3 protein-coding genes are annotated in these 813 nt (G+C 32.2%); all 3 read right to left on the bottom strand.

Going from position 1 to position 813, the window contains the following annotated elements; all coding sequences use genetic code 11:
• Positions 1–169 precede the first annotated feature (169 nt).
• Positions 170–304: a hypothetical protein gene (locus O3642_RS09715; protein WP_003004655.1), complete on the bottom strand. Its 135-nt coding sequence runs from the start codon at positions 302–304 to the stop codon at positions 170–172.
• Between the two features lie 45 nt (positions 305–349).
• The gene (gene cadX, locus O3642_RS09720) at positions 350–688 is read right to left on the bottom strand and encodes a Cd(II)/Zn(II)-sensing metalloregulatory transcriptional regulator CadX (RefSeq protein WP_371605869.1); all 339 of its coding nucleotides are present in this window, start codon (positions 686–688) and stop codon (positions 350–352) included.
• 11 nt (positions 689–699) lie between these two features.
• Positions 700–813 (bottom strand): cadmium resistance transporter (locus O3642_RS09725; RefSeq protein WP_371605870.1); only part of this gene is annotated, 114 nt, incomplete at its 5' end.

Below are 813 nucleotides of genomic sequence, written 5' to 3' on the forward strand. Positions count from 1 at the left end.
GATCTATATTGGGTTTATCAATTACTTTATGTAAAAACCAGTTTGCTACCGTTGAAACAATAACGATCAGTCCATAAAAGAGCTGTGCCGTATGATTCATGAAATGACTACTAACTATTCCAGTAGCATAGGACATAAATGAAACAAAAAATAAAAGATACAAATCCTTTCAAATTCCTCCCTTTTCAACTTGGCTAACTTGACCTGCATTACCTAGGTCGCTTTGCTTTAAATTATACTTTTTTCTTAAACATTTGCTACGAGCAGGTCTTTCTTGTGAGTAATTTTCATCAAAAAATTTCATAGATAAGTCCTATATATAATCATGGTAAAGTAGTAAAAATAGTTGTTATCCTAGTTGATAAAAAAAATCTCTGATTTCCTCATCTTTTATAAAATAATATATAATTTTCCCCTCTCTTCTAGTATCCAAGATGTTTTGATTGGCTAGTTTACGAAGATGGTGAGAGGCAGATGCCATACTGAGATTTAGTAAACAGGCTATATCACAGACACAGAGTTCTTCAACAGCAAGGAGATAAAAGATGATATTTATCTGTTTATTATCGGTAAACTTTGATAAAATACGAAGTGATTTTTGGACTTTTTCCTTTTCAAGGTAGTTCGTTGCGGTTGTAACATTTTGTTGATTAATAACATCCACTTGACAGATACTATCTTTTTTCATATTTTTTTCTCCTAGCCTAACACAGCCCATAGCATGTCAAAGCTGTTGTTTTCAATCAGGATATACATCCCCAATCCTAAATAGACAACGGCAATAAACCATCTGCTATATTTTTCCAAAGTTTC

Source organism: Streptococcus sp. 27098_8_66, from assembly GCF_041431945.1.
In the GTDB taxonomy this organism is placed as follows: domain Bacteria; phylum Bacillota; class Bacilli; order Lactobacillales; family Streptococcaceae; genus Streptococcus; species Streptococcus dentalis.